General features: G+C 72.0%; 11 protein-coding genes. 9 read left to right on the top strand and 2 right to left on the bottom strand.

What is annotated here, in order from left to right; translation table 11 throughout:
* Nucleotides 1-13: 13 nt before the first annotated feature.
* The gene (locus RWQ91_RS15560; RefSeq protein ID WP_314507891.1) at nucleotides 14-2,716 is read right to left on the bottom strand and encodes a hypothetical protein; all 2,703 of its coding nucleotides are present in this window, start codon (nucleotides 2,714-2,716) and stop codon (nucleotides 14-16) included.
* 101 nt (nucleotides 2,717-2,817) lie between these two features.
* On the opposite strand from RWQ91_RS15560, the gene RWQ91_RS15555 reads away from it, so the two are divergent.
* The 6 genes from RWQ91_RS15555 to purH all read left to right on the top strand — a co-directional run bounded on the left by RWQ91_RS15555 (nucleotide 2,818) and on the right by purH (nucleotide 9,467).
* On the top strand, nucleotides 2,818-3,258 hold the full coding sequence (locus tag RWQ91_RS15555; protein WP_314507887.1) for a nitroreductase family deazaflavin-dependent oxidoreductase: 441 nt from the start codon (nucleotides 2,818-2,820) through the stop codon (nucleotides 3,256-3,258).
* Between the two features lie 51 nt (nucleotides 3,259-3,309).
* Nucleotides 3,310-3,852 (top strand): hypothetical protein, encoded by a 543-nt coding sequence (locus tag RWQ91_RS15550; RefSeq protein WP_314507884.1) that lies wholly within the window; start codon nucleotides 3,310-3,312, stop codon nucleotides 3,850-3,852.
* Complete coding sequence (locus RWQ91_RS15545) at nucleotides 3,849-5,411, top strand: polysaccharide deacetylase family protein (RefSeq protein WP_314507882.1); 1,563 nt, start codon at nucleotides 3,849-3,851, stop codon at nucleotides 5,409-5,411. Before RWQ91_RS15550 ends, RWQ91_RS15545 begins: the two co-directional genes overlap by 4 nt.
* Before the next feature lie 127 nt (nucleotides 5,412-5,538).
* A complete protein-coding gene (locus RWQ91_RS15540) occupies nucleotides 5,539-7,224 on the top strand; it encodes a DUF6350 family protein (protein WP_314507881.1) in 1,686 nt (561 codons plus the stop codon).
* Between the two features lie 4 nt (nucleotides 7,225-7,228).
* Nucleotides 7,229-7,843, top strand: coding sequence for a phosphoribosylglycinamide formyltransferase (purN, locus tag RWQ91_RS15535; protein ID WP_314507879.1), 615 nt, complete (start codon nucleotides 7,229-7,231; stop codon nucleotides 7,841-7,843).
* Between the two features lie 19 nt (nucleotides 7,844-7,862).
* Complete coding sequence (purH, locus tag RWQ91_RS15530) at nucleotides 7,863-9,467, top strand: bifunctional phosphoribosylaminoimidazolecarboxamide formyltransferase/IMP cyclohydrolase (RefSeq protein ID WP_314507876.1); 1,605 nt, start codon at nucleotides 7,863-7,865, stop codon at nucleotides 9,465-9,467.
* A gap of 96 nt (nucleotides 9,468-9,563) precedes the next feature.
* Here the strand turns inward: purH and RWQ91_RS15525 are convergent, their stop codons facing one another.
* Nucleotides 9,564-10,988: an NAD(P)/FAD-dependent oxidoreductase gene (locus RWQ91_RS15525; RefSeq protein WP_314507874.1), complete on the bottom strand. Its 1,425-nt coding sequence runs from the start codon at nucleotides 10,986-10,988 to the stop codon at nucleotides 9,564-9,566.
* 163 nt (nucleotides 10,989-11,151) lie between these two features.
* Here RWQ91_RS15525 and RWQ91_RS15520 point away from each other — a divergent pair, with 163 nt between their 5' ends.
* The 3 genes from RWQ91_RS15520 (at nucleotide 11,152) to RWQ91_RS15510 (ending at nucleotide 15,448) form a co-directional block, all read left to right on the top strand.
* On the top strand, nucleotides 11,152-13,275 hold the full coding sequence (locus RWQ91_RS15520; protein ID WP_314507872.1) for a hypothetical protein: 2,124 nt from the start codon (nucleotides 11,152-11,154) through the stop codon (nucleotides 13,273-13,275).
* A 110-nt stretch (nucleotides 13,276-13,385) separates the two neighbouring features.
* Nucleotides 13,386-14,957, top strand: a complete 1,572-nt coding sequence (locus RWQ91_RS15515; RefSeq protein ID WP_314508039.1) for an AlkA N-terminal domain-containing protein — start codon at nucleotides 13,386-13,388, stop codon at nucleotides 14,955-14,957.
* Nucleotides 14,954-15,448 carry a methylated-DNA--[protein]-cysteine S-methyltransferase gene (locus RWQ91_RS15510; RefSeq protein ID WP_314507869.1) on the top strand — a complete coding sequence of 165 codons (495 nt, stop codon included), beginning with the start codon at nucleotides 14,954-14,956 and terminating at the stop codon, nucleotides 15,446-15,448. The genes RWQ91_RS15515 and RWQ91_RS15510 overlap by 4 nt, the downstream gene beginning before the upstream one ends.
* Nucleotides 15,449-15,848: the final 400 nt, after the last annotated feature.

Raw genomic sequence — 15,848 nt, 5'->3', positions numbered from 1 at the left:
CCTCCAGCGGAGGTCAGTCGGCCTCCAGCGCGTCGCGCAGCTGGGTGACGGCTTCGGCGTACTCGGCCACACGGTAGTACTCGCCGTGGGTCCCGACCTCGACCATGTATCCCGAGAGGTCCAGCTCGCTTGCGTAGCGGTCGACATGGTTCTGCCAGCCCTCGCCGTTCGGGGCGGTGCTGAAGGCGGGATAGCCGAGGTAGTCGGTGAGCCGCCAGAGGCTGATCCATCGCACCGGCGGTGGCGTCGTTCCGCCCGCCACGAGGGTTCCCGACACGCGACCGATCGGCGGCCTCGGCGCCGGGATGCCGGGGGCCGCGGGAGCAGGGTCGGCCGGCAGTCGCGCCGCGCGCTGCTGGCTGGCGAGGTCGGCATCCCACGGATCGGCATCCGAGAATCGCGGAGCCACCGACGAGTGGGTGCCGAGCACGTCGGGCCCCAGCAGCTCTGGAAGCATCCGGCCGAACAGGGGACGCAGCTGCACCCCGAAGGTCAGCAGCGCGATCCGATTCAGGTCCCGGCGGGTCTCCGCGGCGCTGGCCAGCAGGCCGAGAGCCGCGACGGACAGCACGCCGCCCATGCTGTGCGCCGAGAGGATCGCGCGGCGCGAGGGGTCGCCCGAGAGCCAGTGGTGCAGCCGGCCGGCGATCTCGGGCACGGCCCGCTCGGCGTAGCACGGAGGCCCGAACGGGTGGCCGGTGCGCGGCAGGAAGCACGTGATGTCCCACACGATGCCGAGGGGACGCGAGCCGCCGGCGGTGGCACCCGCCGCCAGCACGCCCACCAGGAGCACGCCGATCCAGGCCAGGCTGAACATGCCGACGTCGAGGATGGACACCACGAGGTCCCGCCCGAATCCGCTCAGGTCGCCCCAGAGCGGCCTTCCGGTCAGGTACGACCCGCACGTCCAGACGATTCCTGCCCAGATCGCGACGAGGAGCGCGACGGTCAGCGCCCACACGGCCGGCTCCATCAGGTGCACGCGTGCCGCACTCGCCCGCTTGTCCGTGATCCGCCGCAGCAGCGTCCGGCTCGACGGCGGCAGCACGCCGCCACGGGGCACCTGCAGCTCATCGGGGGTCGTCGGTGGCTTGGCACCTCCGCGCTGCGGCGGCTCCGAGGTCGGCGCATCACGCCAGAGCGTGGCACGGGGCGTCAGATCGCGGTGCGGGCGCATCATCCGCAGAAGCAGATAGAGCACCGCGAGGAGCAGGCCGATGACGATCAGTGTGCCCACCGCCACGTAGCTGCGGGAGATGTGGATATCCGAGGCTGCCGTGCCGATGAGCGCGGAGGGTCCGTTCGCCCCGTTGAGGAAGTCCCCGACCGCGACGACGAAGATCGCGCTCGTCGCGAGCGCAACGCCGAGCGAGATCGTCATGAACACTCCCGGTCCGCGACCGGCCCACGCCGTGGCCGCGCTGCGGTGCTCGCGGGAGCGCCAGGTGAACCCCCAGACCGCGATCGCCGCCCCGGCGATCGCGATGACGAGCAGGGCCATGCCGCCGCCGTACAGCCGCTGGACAGCGATCACCGGGGTCGGCACGACGGCGAGGGCGAGCAGGACGACGCCGAACGCGGCGCTCGAGCCGACGAGGAGCCATCGGCTGAACCGGTTGGACGAGTTCGCGCTGACCTGCTCCTCGGTCTGGATCGACATCGTCGGGAGCCGCCAGACCAGGATGCCGGCCGCGGCGAGCCCGCACGCGCTGCCTGCGACGATCAGCAGTGCGGGCCAGAAGGTCCATGGGGCGCCGCCGGCCCCGAAGCAGCTGGCGAACCCGACACCGCGGCACGACGCCTGCCACCCCATCGAGGCCTGCAGGCCCACCAGCAGCAGAGTCAGGCAGATGGCTGCCGACAGGTGCGTGCGCGCGAGGTAGCGCGTCAGTCGGTTGGACCAGAATCCGGGCTGGGACAGCACAGCCTCGGGCGTCGCACCCTCGAACCCCGGGGTGTCCACGCCGTCCTCCATCCCGGGAAGGACGTCGTAGCGCACCTGCGAGACCGATGAGACGATCCACAGCAGGACGACGGCCGCAACCGGGGCGAGCGCGAACAGGGCGAGCCGTCTGCCCCCGGTCCAGTCGGCGAAGATGCCGAAGAATCCTTCGAGCGGACCGCACAGCGACGCGAGCGCCGCGCACTGGCCGGCGCCCACATCCAGCGCGATCGTAGCCGCGGTCGTCGTGAACAGCAGGGTCAGCAGCAGGCCGAACAGGCGTGCGGCGCCGGCGGTGCGGCGCGACCGCCGGCCTTCGCGGCTGGCCGCCCAGGTGCGCAGGGCGTCGTCATCGGTCGGGATGGCGTCGAGCACCCGCGTCCACTGCGCCGCGTTGCCGATGCTGAACGGCAGGATGACCGCGTAGAACACCCGGGCGAGCACGCCGACGACCCGGCCGGCGGCCCCCGGTCCGCCGAAGTTCGGGGTGGTGCGCACCATCCCGCCCCACGAATAGGCTTCTCGCGCGATCCGGTCCGGCACATGACCCCGCTTGCGCGGCCGGCCGCCCGCGTTCTGGGCCGCCAGCGCCGCCTCGGTCGGCTGCCAGAACGAGCCGAGGGTGTCTCCCGCGGCCAGCTCGATGCCGTCGATCGGCAGATCCAGCAGGGCCGCCGGTGTCGTGTTGTTCACTCCGTGCACGCGCAGCTCGAGCACACGCGGCGGCGTGGGAACCTGACCGCCCCGTGCCGTCGTTCCGATCGGATCCGTCATGGCGTCCCCAGTCGTCGCCCGATCCCCCTGGGCGTCATGCTAGACCCGCGCGGGGCGGCCGGATAGATCGCGAGGCCTTCCGACGGCGTTACGGTGGAGGCATGCCACTGACCGGGGAATACCAGCCGAGCACGTCCGAATGGGCCCGCACGCAGGCCGAACGCTACGAGGCCTCGGGCGGGAGCGAAGCGAATGACATGCGGGGCGTGCCGATCATCGTGCTGACGACAGTCGGCTGGAAGTCGGGCGCGCTGCGCAAGACCGCCCTCATGCGCGTGGAGCACGACGGGCGCTACCTCGTCGTCGCCTCGAAGGGCGGCGCGCCGGATGAGCCGCGCTGGGGCGAGAACATGCGCCGTCAGCCGCACGTCGAGCTGCAGGACGGTCCGGTCAAGCGCGACTATCTCGCCCGGGAACTGTCCGGCGAAGAGCGCGCCGAGTGGTGGGCCCGAGCGACCGCCGTCTGGCCCGACTACGACGTGTATCAGTCGAAAACGAGCAGACTCATCGCTATATTCGTGCTGGAGCCCGTTCTGGAGTAGGCAGGCGGGAACGCACCCCATCACGTACCGCGCTCACCGGGGGGAGGCGACGTGATCGACTCGTCCCGTGGGTGGATCCGGTCCCGACGGTGGGAATACTCCTTCGCCGCTCTCGGGGGCGTGGCCGCCCTCTGCGCGATCGCCTTCGCCTGCGCCATCGCCCTTCCGCCCACCATCGCCAACATCCAGACCTCGGCGTCCGACGGTGTCTCGCCGTTCGTCCTCGAAGAGTCCGGGGAAACCGCGGCGCTGTCGCTGCCGCAGGGATGGGTGGTGGAGAGAAGGGCCGCGGGGGAAGTGGTGGTGTGGACGCCGGACGGACGCATGAGTGCGGACGTGAGCCTCACCCTCGAACCCAGCGCCACGGCGATCGAGCGGGTCATCGAAGCCAAAGCCCCGCTGCAGATCGAAATCCTCGCTTCAGGTCTCACCATGAGTCATGTGCATCGTGCGGGGGGCGCAGGCTCGGTCGCGGCCGTGAGCCTGGCGGGCGTGAGCGAAGGCCCGACGCTCCTCGTGGTGACCGGTCCGACCCCTGACGCTGCCGGCGACTACGATCTGGCGCTGGCCGAATTGCTCGAGGGCGTCCGATGAGGAGCGGGCGCGCGCTGCTCGCGATGCTGGTGACGGCCGCGCTGCTGACCGCATGCGCTCCCGACTTCGACTCGGCCTGGAAGCCGCCCGCGTGGCCCGCCAGCCAGCTGCACTTCATCGATCAACCGCCGGCGCCGATCGACACGTCCGGCATCGCTCTGAATCCGCAGCGCCTCCGCAACGACGCGCTCGGGGTGCAGGCGCGGTTCGCCTATCTTCCGGGTCGCGGACCGGCCGTTGACGCCTTCAATACGATGGTCGAAGATTTCGTGCGCTCCGCCATCGACGCTCGAACCGCTGCTGTCGGCCTCGCATACGTCCCGACGGCGCAGGCGCGCGGATCCGGAATGGCGGATCGGGGATGCAACGCTGGGTCGGCCACGCGACCGGCCGCGGAGATCCTCGCGGACGCCGCCTACGGACCCAGCGGCGGCGCGGGGGTCGCGGTGGTGTGCGAGATCGAATACGCCGGGGGACCGTTTCTGGCCGAGCGGATGCGCGCCGTCTCGACCGGAGCCGACGGCGTGATCTCGGACACGTCGCTGTCGATCTATGTCGACACCAGCACCGGCCAGACAGCGGTCGCGGCCGAACTGTGGGTCGACACTGCAGCCCTCTCGGTCACGAGGGAGATCATCGATCTGCTTCGACGAGGTGCGGGAGGGCTGAGCCTTCGCCCGGCACAACCCGACGACGACGCTCAGGTGACGATGGTCCGGGAGGCCTTGTCATGGGCCGGCGTCGACGTCCGCGGGGGCGTCACGGTCAAGATCCCCGCGGGCTTCGATTCCGCCCAGCTGTCCCAGCTGGGCTTGGCGCGGACGTCCGAATCGATGTCTCTGGAGATCTCGCCCGACTCCGCGACCGCCCTGTTGTCTGCGTTCGGGGCGAAGGTCCAGTCGTTCGCCGGTCAGCCGTACACAGGTCCCGGCACGGTGCGGGCAGGACGCGAGCGGGTGGACTGCGCACTCGTCGCATGCGTCGCACTGACGTACGACGACGGGCCATCGGTGTTCACCCCGTCGATCCTCGGAGCGCTCGCCGAGCGCCACAGCGCGGCGACCTTTTTTCCGATGGGTGAGAATGCCGCGAAATACCGCGACGTGCTGGCACGGACGGTCGCCGAAGGCCACGAAGTGGAGAACCACACCTGGAATCACCCCCGCCTGACGACTCTCTCCGCGTCGAGGGTCTCGACGCAGATCAGAGACGCGACACGCGCCCTCAATGATGCGACGGGAGCCGAGGTGGGGGTCTTCCGGCCGCCGTATGGGCTGTACACGGATTCCGTCTTAGCCGCTGCCGGCCTCGCGGCGATCCTGTGGGATGTGGACACCTTCGACTGGCAGTCGCCGCGGGATGAGGCGCTCGTGAGCCGTGCGGTCGACCAGCCTGGGCCGGGGTCGATCGTGCTGATGCATGATGTGCAGCCCGGCACCGCGCGAACCGCCGCGGCCGTCTATGACGGTCTGATCGACCGCGGCTTCACGCTCGTCACGGTCGCCCAGCTCTTCGGTGGCGTCCTTCCTTCATCGGGGGCATGGCGCCACGGACCGTGAGTCGCAGCTGAGCATCCCGGCGGGAGCGACTGCCTTCGGGGAGGCGACGGCGGGCTTGCTGCGGATGCCGCTCGAAGGCGTGCCGGGAGCCGAGAGGGCCGTGCGCGCTGGGTAGGGTCGATGAGGCATGCATCGCCTGATCGTCGTCATCCTCTCCGCCGTCGACGCCGCCATCGCGGCGGCCGTCGGCATTGCGGCGACCCTCGCGCCGCTGACACTGCTGTGGGTGCTGGGGCTCGGCGGCACGGCAGACTGGGGCGCGCTGTGGCCCGCGAGCGCGACGGTATGGCAGTTCGGGCACCTCGTTCCGCTGCGGGTGACGCTGCCGGGGGACTATGTGGCCGTCGCGGGCATCGATCCGGGCGCGGCGTCCTTCGTGCTGTCGCTCGCGCCGCTCGCGTTCGCCGCCTTCACGGCGATCTTCGCTGCGCGGTCGGGTGTGCGCGCGTCGCAGGCGGATGCCTGGAGCACCGGCGTCATCACGGGGTCTCTCGTCTTCGCAGCGCTGACGGCGCTGATCGCCCTCAGCTCGGGCAACGACCTCGCCGCGGTGGAGCGGTGGCAGGCGATCCTGCTCCCCGCACTCGTCTTCACTGTGCCGCTGCTGCTGGGCGCTGTCGTGACCGAGTGGCGTGAAGCCGGCGCGGGCTGGGTGGCGCGCGTCCGGGACCGCATCGAGGCGGCGCCTCGCGGTTGGGGAGAGGTGCCCGGACTCATCGTGCGGGGCACCGCCGTGGCCCTCACCGGTTCGATCGGGCTGGGCGCCCTCGCGTTCGCCTTCTCGCTCCTGCCGAGGGGCGGCGAGGTCATCGCGCTGTACGAGGCCGCCCACGTGGACGTGCTCGGCGCGACCGTGATCACGCTGGCGCAGCTGGCGTATCTGCCCACTCTCGTCATCTGGGGCATGGCGTTCGTCGCGGGGCCGGGTTTCGCCGTCGGCGCCGACACGGCGGTCTCCCCGGCGGGAACGCAGCTCGGCGTGATTCCCGGCGTGCCCGTGCTCGGCGCGCTGCCCGAGTCCTCGACGCCGTGGCTGCTGCTCCTGGCCCTGCTGCCGGTCGCGCTCGGCGCACTCGCGGGGTGGATCGCGCGCTCGCAGCTGGCCGCCGTGCACACAACCGCCGCGCACCCGAGCGCGGTGCCGACGAATGCGGTGCCGACCGGGACCGTGCCGATCACGACCGTGCCGTCCGCGCAGCCGACACGTTGGGATGCCGCTCCCGATGCCGCGCGCAGTTCCGCGCTCAGCGCGCTGCTGGCCGGTGCCGAACCGTCGCCGGCATCGCCGGCGGGCCAGGTCGCGGCGACCGATGCGACACACGCCGACGCACGGAGCGAGGACTCGGGCGAGCACCTCGGTCCGCGCGCGGTGATCGCGCTCGGGATCGCGACTCTCGCGGGCGCGGGCGCCGGAGCGCTGTCGGTGCTGGCGTCCGGTTCGATGGGCCCGGGACGCCTCGGGGAGGTCGGCCCGCACGCCGGGGCGGTCGCGCTCGCCGTCGGCGTGGAGATCCTCGTGGGCGCCGCCATCGTGCTGCTGTCCCCGGGTCGCCGACCGAAGCCGGTTCGTGCAGACGCCGAGTCGGCGGCTGTCGACGGGCCGGAGGATGAGGCGGTACCCGACGCCGTGGTTGCTGTCGCCGTGCCGCGTGCAGAACCGCGTGATCCCGAGCCGCAGCCGGCACCGCAGCCCGCGGCATCCCCCGCACCCCGCCGGGGAGACCCCGACACGACCTCCACGGTGGACCTCGGCCCTCGGCGCCCCCAACCGCTGCCCTCGCCTCGGACGCCGCCCGTCCCGCCGGTAGACTGAGCCGGTGCTCACGGTCGCCGTCCTCATCTCCGGCGCGGGCTCCAATCTGCGGGCGCTGCTCGATACCACCGCCGACGACGACTTTCCGGCGCGCGTGATCGTGGTCGGAGGCGATCGCGAGGCTGACGGGTTCCAGCACGCGGAGGACTTCAACATCCCCACGATGCTCGTGCCCTGGCGCGAGTACGACTCCCGCGAGGAGTGGGGCGCCGAGCTCGGCGAACAGCTCGCCGTGTGGCGGCCCGACCTGGTCGTGCTGAGCGGCCTGATGCGGCTCCTGCCTGCACCCCTCGTCGACGCGTGGTCGCCCCGCATCATCAACACCCACCCGGCGTACCTTCCGGAGTTCCCCGGCGCCCACGGTGTCCGCGACGCGCTCGCGGCAGGCGTCGCTCAGACCGGCGCCAGCGTCATCATCGTCGACAACGGGGTGGACAGCGGCCCGATCCTCGCGCAGGAGCGTGTGCCGGTGCTGCCGGGCGATGACGAGCACTCCCTGCACGACCGGATCAAGCCCGTCGAGCGCCGGCTCCTGATCGATGTCGTGCGGCGCATCGCGACCGGAGAGCTCGACCTCGCCGCCGTGCGCGACGCGCGCACCCCACGACCCACTGACTGACACCCACCGAGGAGCCTCCATGGCCGGCCCGAGCCACGACCCGTCCCTGTACCGCGACCGAAACGTCGTGCCGATCCGCCGCGCGCTGGTCTCGGTCAGCGACAAGACCGACCTCCTGCGCCTGGCCGAAGCGCTCGCCGGAGCGGGAGTCGAGATCGTCTCGACCGGCTCCACCGCGGCGACGATCAGGGATGCCGGACACGCGGTGACCGACGTTGCGGCGGTCACGGGATTCCCGGAGTCGCTGGGCGGACGCGTGAAGACCCTGCACCCGAGCGTGCACGCGGGCCTGCTCGCCGACCTCCGGCTGGAGGATCACGAGACGCAGCTCGCCGAGCTCGGCATCCTGCCGTTCGAGCTCGTGGTGGTGAATCTGTACCCGTTCGTCGAGACGGTCGCCTCCGGCGCCCAGGGCGACGATGTCGTGGAGCAGATCGACATCGGGGGACCGGCGATGGTGCGTGCGTCGGCGAAGAACTTCGCGAACGTGGCGATCGTCGTCTCGCCCGGCTCCTACCCCGCGATCATCGAGGCGCTCGGCTCCGGCGGCACGACGCTGACCCAGCGCCGGGAACTGGCCGCCCGGGCGTTCGCGCACACATGCGAGTACGACCGCGCCGTGGCGACCTGGTTCGCCGAGCAGACCCTCGGCGAGCCCGACCTCCCCCAGCACCTGACGATCAAGGCCGAGCGGCTCGCCACCCTGCGCTACGGCGAGAACTCGCATCAGCGCGCGGCGATCTACAGCCGGGTGGGCGGTCACGGCATCGCCCAGGCGACGCAGCTGCAGGGCAAGGAGATGTCGTACAACAACTACGTCGACGCGGATGCCGCCCTGCGCGCCGCCTTCGACATGGTCAAGCCCGCGGTCGCGATCATCAAGCACGCGAATCCCTGCGGCATCGCGGTCGCTGCGCCCAACGCGCTGGACCCCATCGCCAGCGCGCACCTGCGCGCGCACGAGTGCGACCCGGTCTCGGCGTTCGGCGGAGTGATCGCGGCCAACCGCACCGTCACCCTCAAGATGGCGGAGAACCTGCGCGACATCTTCACCGAAGTGATCGTCGCGCCCGACTTCGAACCCGCCGCCCTCGAGGTCTTCGCTCTGAAGAAGAACCTGCGCGTGCTGCAGCTGCCCGCCGACTGGCAGCAGGAGCCGATGGACGTGCGGCTCGTCTCGGGCGGACTTCTCCTGCAGGATGCCGACCGGTTCCCCGACGACATCGAGTCGGTCGCCAAGGACTGGCAGCTGGTGTCGGGGGAGCGGCCGGATGACGAGGAGATGTCGAACCTCATCTTCGCCTGGAAGGCCTGCCGGGCCGTCAAGTCGAACGCGATCGTGCTGGCCCGCAACTCCGCGACGGTCGGCATCGGCATGGGGCAGGTCAACCGCGTGGACTCGTGCCGGCTCGCCGTCGAGCGGGCCGGGGACCGCGCGGCGGGCTCGGTCGCGGCATCCGATGCGTTCTTCCCCTTCGCCGACGGGCCTCAGGTGCTGCTCGACGCGGGAATCTCGACGATCGTGCAGCCCGGCGGCTCCGTGCGCGACGACGAGGTCATCGCTGCGGCGCGCAAGGCCGGTGTGACGATGTTCTTCACGGGTGAGCGGCACTTCTTCCACTGACCCCCCCGACGCTGAGACGACAACTGCACGTCGAGACGGTGGGTTTTACCCGTCGTCTCGACGTGCAGTTGTCGTCTCAGCGAAAAGAGCGGTCGGTCAGGAGGTCGGGCGACCGTACGCCTCGAGCCAGCGCAGCCAGACCTCGCTGAGCGTCGGGTAGGACGGCACGGCGTGCCAGAGCCGGTCCATCGGCACCTCGCCCACGATCGCGACGGTCGCCGAGTGCAGCAGCTCCGCCACATCGGCGCCCACGAACGTCGCGCCGATGAGCACTCCGCGGTCCTCGTCCACGATCGCGCGGGCCCTGCCCTCGTAGTGATCGGCGTACGTGGTCGCGCCAGCCACCCACGACAGGTCGTAGTCGAGCACGCGGATGCGGCGACCCGCCGTGCGGGCGGCGGCTTCGGTCAGCCCCACCGACGCGATCTCGGGATCGGTGAACGTCACCTGAGGGACGTGCTCGTGATCGGCGGTGGCGACGTGCGCGCCCCACGGCGCATCGCTGACCGCAGCCCCCTTCGCTCGCGCCGCGATCACATCCCCCGCGGCCCGCGCCTGATACTTCCCCTGGTGCGTCAGCAGCGCGCGGTGGTTGACATCCCCGACCGCGTACAGCCAGTCCGTGCCGTGCACCCGCATCGTGTCATCGACGGTGAGCCACGCGCCCGGCTCGAGATCGATGCTGTCCAGCCCCAGATCGCCGGTGCGCGGCGTCCGCCCGATCGCGACGAGCACCTCTTCGGCGACGACCCGCCCGCCGTCCGAAAGGGTCAGCACGGCATCCTTCCCGTCGCGGTGGGCGCTCGTGACCTCGACGTGCCTGCGCACGTCCACGCCCATCCTGTCGAGCGAGGCTGCCACGAGTTCGCCCGCGAAGGGCTCCATGTTCTCGAGCAGCCCGGAACGCACGAGCAGGGTGACATTCGTGCCGAACCCGGCGTACGCCGTCGCCATCTCGGCGGCGACCACACCCCCGCCGATGACCGCGAGCGACGCGGGCACGTGTGTCGCGCTGGTCGCATCGCGGCTGGTCCACGGGGCGATCTCGCGCAGTCCCGGAATGTCCGTGAGCAGGGCCGCCGATCCGGTCGCCACGGCCACGGCGTGCCGCGCGACCAGCTCGGTCACCGTGCCGTCCTCCGCGGTGACCCGCACCCGCTTGACGCCGGTGAACTCGGCATGCCCGCGCACAAGATCGATGCCGGCCTTGTGCACCCACTTCACCTGTGACGCGTCATCCCAGTCGTGCGTGATGCGGTCGCGGCGGCGCAGCACTCCGGCGACGTCGAGGTCGCCGGTGATCGCCTGCGCCGCGCCGTCGAGATCGCGCGCCGCGCGCAGCGCCGCCGCACTGCGCAGGAGCCCCTTCGACGGCATGCACGCCCAGTAGGAGCATTCGCCTCCGACGAGCTCGGCTTCGACGATGACCGTGCTGAGTCCTCCCTGCACGGTGCGATCGGCGACGTTCTCGCCCACCGCTCCGGCGCCGATCACGATGACGTCGTATTCGCGTTCGCTCATGTGTTCACGGTATCCGCTGACGCGCGCAGCAGGACGGCAGGCGACGCGCGAATACACCGGATGCCGATCGGCGGCAAGGGGCTGGCGGCGGGGCGCCACATGGGGCGGACTGGACCAGAACCGGTTCAGATCCCCCCGCACCGGTGGATCACGAGGAGTTGCGATGCTGCACATCCCCCGTTCGACTGCCGACGGCCGCGAGGCGCCCATGACGCGGGCCGGCGGTCCGCCCCGAGAAAGGCAGGGCGTGCCGATGATCGCGCGGCCCGTGATCGCGGGCATGCTGGCTGTCGCGCTGTCGGTCGGCGGGGCCGCGGTGCCGGCATCCGCTGGTCTTCTCGAGAGCGCACCCGCGCCCGCCGCCGCCGCGGCGGCCGCACCGCTCACCAATCTCGCGCACCTCGACTTCCTGCTCGACGAAGCCACGCCGCCGACGCAGGTCGATGGACACACGACCTACCGGCTCGAAGAAGAGCCGACGCTGATCCTGCCGTGGACCTATGCGGACGCGCGCCCGGGCGGAACGTTCGAGCGCGTCGGCGGCGGTCCCCTCGATGCGGCGACCGACACGTGGGGTCAGGGCGCCTACAACGCCGACGACGTCGCGCGTGCGGCCGTGGTGTATCTGCGGCATTGGGAGCTGACAGGCGCCGAGACCAGCCGCGAGAGTGCGTACGAGCTGCTGCGGTCGCTCGCCTACCTGCAGACGACGGACGGTGCGAACGCGGGCAACGTGGTGCTGTGGATGCAGCCCGACGGCACCCTGAACCCGTCCGCGGAACCGGTGGAGCTGCCCGACCCCTCCGATTCCGGCCCGAGCTACTGGCTGGCGCGAACGATCTGGGCGCTCGGCGAGGGCTACGCCGCTTTCCAGCAGGCTGACCCCGAATTCGCCGCCTTCCTCGAGGACCGGCTGGCGCTCTCGCTGGAGGCGCTCGACCGGCAGGTGCTGGTGAAGTACGGCCAGTGGGCCGAAGCGGACGGCATGAGGGTTCCGGCATGGCTCATCGTCGACGGGGCGGACGCCTCGGCGGAGGCAGTCCTGGGCCTGGCGGCCCGCGTCGCCGCGCAGCCCGAGGACACCACGGCGCGCGAAGCGATGCGCCGGCTCGCCGAGGGGATCGCGGCGATGTCGGCCGGAGCGATCGACTCCTGGCCCTATGGTGCGATCCTGCCGTGGGCGCAGTCGCGCAGCATGTGGCATGCCTGGGGTTCGCAGATGCCGGCGGCGCTCGCCGAGGCGTCGGTCGTGCTGGGCGACCCCGCGCTCGCCGAGCCGGCGATCGCGGACGCCGCCGTCTTCACGCCCACGCTGCTGACCGCGGGCGGGCCCGACAACGGATGGTTCCCGAGCCCGGCGGACCGGGTGCAGATCGCCTACGGCGCGGACTCGCGGGTGCAGTCCCTGCTGGCGGTGGCGGATGCGACGGGTTCGGCCGGCTTCGAAGCGCTCGCGGGCATGCAGGCGGCGTGGTTCTTCGGCGCCAACCGTGCCGGCGAGCCGATGTACGACCCGGCGACGGGTGTGACCTACGACGGACTGCAGCCCGACGGCTCCGTCAACCGCAACAGCGGCGCGGAGAGCACGATTCACGGACTGCTGACCATGATCGCGCTCGACGCGCGGCCCGACCTCGCCGCTCGTGCGTCGTCGGTCACCACGATCGCCGACCGCGTCGGCCTTCAGGTCGTCGAGGCGGAGAGCGCGACCGACACGGACGGCACCGTCACCACCCCCGAGGCATGGACGGGCGAATCGCTCTGGTCGGGCAGCGCTCTGACACTCGGCGCCGGGCAGCACGCCGTCTTCGACATCGGCTCCGCGGACACGCGGCGCTGGGTCGAGCCGGTCGTGTGGTCGGACTCCGAGGTCGGCAGCGCGTCGCGGTGGACATCCGAGAAGCGGCCGCTCGGGCGACTGGACGAAGCCGCGCCACCGCAGGGCATCTCGCCGACCTACGGCGTGCTCCTGCCCCGCGAGCTGCGCCAGCCGGTGCAGGAGAAGCTCACGAGCGTGCGCGTCGACGTCGTGGACGGAACCCTGCAGCTGGACAACCTGCTCGTGCGGCCGTTCGCCTCCCGCCTGGTGCTCACGGGCGAAGGCGGCACGACCGAGCTCGTGCACTCCAGCGCGCCCACCCCCCAGCCGATCTCCGTCGGTCGCGCGGGCGAAGCGTCGACCGTGGTCGTCTACGACGCCTCCGGTGACGAAGTGCGCCGGTACGACCTGCGCGGTCCGCGGACCGTCTCGGTGCCCAGCGGGGGCTTCGCGATCGTCACCGCCTGAACGCCAGCAATGCGGCCGGCCCCTCGTGGGCGGGCCGCATCGCCGTGTCCGATTTCCGCCAGTCGCGTCGCTCGGCTCATGGCAGGCTGGGAGACGTGAGCATCCCGAGCATGACCTTCGACGAGCGGTACGGCGTGATCCAGTCGCGCGATCCGCGCTTCGACGGGCAGTTCGTCACCGCAGTGCGCTCCACCGGCATCTACTGCCGGCCCAGCTGTCCTGCTCGCACTCCCAAGGCCGCCAACGTGTCGTTCTTCGCAACAAGCGCGGCCGCGCACGAAGCCGGGTACCGCGCCTGCAAGCGCTGCCTGCCGGAGGCGGCGCCCGGATCCCCCGAGTGGGACCTGCGCGGAGACACGACAGCCCGCGCCATGCGCCTCATCGCCGACGGGGTCGTCGAGCGCGAGGGTGTGCCGGGCCTCGCCCGGCGGCTCGGATACTCACCGCGGCACCTGACGCGTCTGCTCACTGCAGAACTGGGCGCCGGCCCGCTGGCGCTCAGCCGCGCGCACCGCGCGCACACTGCCCGCATGCTGCTGGTGGGCACCGATCTGCCCGCCGCCGATGTGGCCTTCTCGGCCGGCTTCAGCAGCATCCGGCAGTTCAACGACACCGTGCGCGAAGTGTTCGGGATGCCGCCGCTCGAGCTGCGGGCACGCCGCCGCCGCACGTCGGGTTCCGCCTCGGCCGGCTCGATCGACCTCGCGCTGCCGCATCGCGGACGGCTCGATGCCGAGGGACTGTTCGCCTGGATGGGCGCTCGCGCGGTCAGCGGCGTCGAGTCGGCCACCCCGGCATCCTTCGCCCGCACGCTGCGCCTGCCCGGCGGGCCCGCCTGGTTCGAACTGCGCCTCGACGAGGAAGGCCGGCTGCGGCTGCGCGCACGGCTGACGCACCTCGGCGACCTGTCGTCGCTGGTCACCCGAGCGCGGCGCCTCTTCGACCTGGATGCCGATCCTCTGGCGATCGACGAGGCCCTGGCACGGCATCCCGAGCTCGCCCCCCTCGTCGCCCGCGTGCCCGGGATCCGCGTGCCGGGTGCCGCCGACCCGCACGAGATGCTCATCCGGGCGATGGTCGGGCAGCAGATCACCGTCGTCGCGGCGCGCACCGCGCTGACCGCGCTGACTGCGGCTCTGGGGGAGCCGGTGGCGGTCGGCGCCGACAACGGTGAGGACCCGCAAGCCGAGACTCGGCTGTTCCCGACCATGGCCGCCATCGCCGCGCGCGGGGGCGAGGTGCTGCGCGGCCCCGCCGCTCGCACGCGGGCGATCGTCGGGGCCGCGGCCGCGCTCGCCGACGGGACCCTGACGCTCGGACCCGGCGACGACGCCGCCGATCAGCGCGCCGCGCTGCTGGCGATGCCGGGCATCGGGCCCTGGACGGCCGACTACGTCCGCATGCGGGTGCTCGGCGACACCGACGTGTTCCTGCCGGGAGATGTCGCGGTGCGCTCCGGCGCGGCCGCGGTCGGGCTGCCCGCCGAGGCGAAGGCCCTCGACCAGTGGGCGGCACGGACGGCCCCGTGGCGCAGCTACCTGACCGCGCACCTCTGGCGGGCGGTGCCGCCCCGCCGCGTGCCGGTCGTCGGACCGGCATCCCTCTCATCGCCACTCTCATCACCCCACACCACATCCGTCACACCGGTCCCTGCGACCGGCACCGAGGAGGCCCCGAAATGACCGCCACCGTCCAGACCGTCGACACGCCCGACGGCGCCTTCACGCTCGTCGCCGATGACCGCGGCCGGGTGCTCGCGTCCGGATGGACAGCCGACGCCGACACCGTGATCGCCCGCATCCACCCCCGCCTGCGTCCGCAAGAGGTGCGCGAGGCGGAATCGGATGCCGCCGCCGCGGTCACCGCCTATTACGCCGGCGATGTCACCGCGATCGATGACGTGGCTGTGGCCCAGCAGGGCACCGAGATGCAGCTCGTCGGCTGGGCCGCCCTGCGGCGCATCGAGCCGGGCCGGCCGCTGTCGTACGCCGAGTTCGCCGCCGCGCTCGGGCAGCCGAGCGCCGTGCGGGCTGCCGCATCCATCTGCGCGCGCAACGCGCCCGCGCTGATCGTGCCGTGCCATCGCGTGCTGCGTTCGGACGGGTCGCTCGGGGGCTTCGCCTGGGGGCTCGACGTCAAGCGCAGTCTGCTCTCGCGCGAGGCGGCCGCCTGACCGGCATCCCGCCGCGTCCTCGGCGCGAGATCACCCTGTCCGCGCGAGATCACTCCCCTCGCACCCGGGCACGGGGTGATCTCGCGAGCAGCGAGTGATCTCGCGAAGTGGACGGGGGAGTGGTTGCGGGCGCGGAACGCGGAGGTCTAGGCTGGAGGGCTCTGGTTCGCGCGCTGCGCGGACACCCGTCGAAGGAGGATGCCATGAACACGATCGCCGTTGCCGTCACGCCGGTCGCTGCCGTCCTCCCCGACCCGATGGGGACCCTCGGACTCCTCGGCTGAGCCGCACCGGCCGCGCCCTCGCGCGGCCGACCAGGCATAGACCCGATCCTCCGCGCGTTCCCCCTCGACAGGGGCACCGCCGGTCGCCATGCCCGGCGATCACCTCCCCGCCATCT

Source organism: uncultured Microbacterium sp., assembly GCF_963524805.1.
GTDB lineage: Bacteria > Actinomycetota > Actinomycetes > Actinomycetales > Microbacteriaceae > Microbacterium.
This window is presented reverse-complemented; position numbering and strand designations above follow the sequence as displayed.

Coding starts and splice junctions, on each gene's coding strand:
- RWQ91_RS15560 (WP_314507891.1), bottom strand. CDS start 2,716: ATGACGGATCCGATCGGAACGACGGCACGGGGCGGTCAGGTTCCCACG.
- RWQ91_RS15555 (WP_314507887.1), top strand. CDS start 2,818: ATGCCACTGACCGGGGAATACCAGCCGAGCACGTCCGAATGGGCCCGC.
- RWQ91_RS15545 (WP_314507882.1), top strand. CDS start 3,849: ATGAGGAGCGGGCGCGCGCTGCTCGCGATGCTGGTGACGGCCGCGCTG.
- RWQ91_RS15540 (WP_314507881.1), top strand. CDS start 5,539: ATGCATCGCCTGATCGTCGTCATCCTCTCCGCCGTCGACGCCGCCATC.
- purH (WP_314507876.1), top strand. CDS start 7,863: ATGGCCGGCCCGAGCCACGACCCGTCCCTGTACCGCGACCGAAACGTC.
- RWQ91_RS15525 (WP_314507874.1), bottom strand. CDS start 10,988: ATGAGCGAACGCGAATACGACGTCATCGTGATCGGCGCCGGAGCGGTG.
- RWQ91_RS15520 (WP_314507872.1), top strand. CDS start 11,152: ATGCTGCACATCCCCCGTTCGACTGCCGACGGCCGCGAGGCGCCCATG.
- RWQ91_RS15515 (WP_314508039.1), top strand. CDS start 13,386: ATGACCTTCGACGAGCGGTACGGCGTGATCCAGTCGCGCGATCCGCGC.
- RWQ91_RS15510 (WP_314507869.1), top strand. CDS start 14,954: ATGACCGCCACCGTCCAGACCGTCGACACGCCCGACGGCGCCTTCACG.